The 377-nt window shown below is 61.8% G+C and carries 1 pseudogene; it reads left to right on the top strand.

Going from position 1 to position 377, the window contains the following annotated elements:
* Positions 1–377: pseudogene (locus tag J4721_RS19660) on the top strand (glutamine synthetase); the annotation flags it as partial.

Here is a 377-nt window from a genome sequence, read left to right as displayed (position 1 = left end):
CGCCACCCTGCGCCCGGTGCCCTGGCTCGAAGGCACCGTGATGGTGCTCTGTGACGTACTGGATCACCACAGCCACGAAGAGGTGCCGCATTCGCCGCGCGCCATCCTGAAGCGTCAGGTGAGCCGTCTCAAGGAGATGGGTTTTGACGCGATGTGCGCCACCGAGCTGGAGTTTTTCCTCTTCGAGAAGAGCTTCGATGCGATCCGCAAATCAGGCTTCCGCGATCTGGAGCCGATCTCGGGCTATAATGAGGACTACAGCATCCTGCAGACCTCCCGCGAGGAGCATGTGCTGCGCCCGATCCGCAACCACCTGTGGGATGCGGGCCTGCCGATTGAGAATTCCAAAGGCGAGGCCGAGACCGGTCAGGAAGAGC

It is taken from the genome of Phaeobacter sp. HS011 (assembly GCF_018101215.1).
Classification (GTDB): domain Bacteria; phylum Pseudomonadota; class Alphaproteobacteria; order Rhodobacterales; family Rhodobacteraceae; genus Phaeobacter; species Phaeobacter inhibens.
This window is presented reverse-complemented; position numbering and strand designations above follow the sequence as displayed.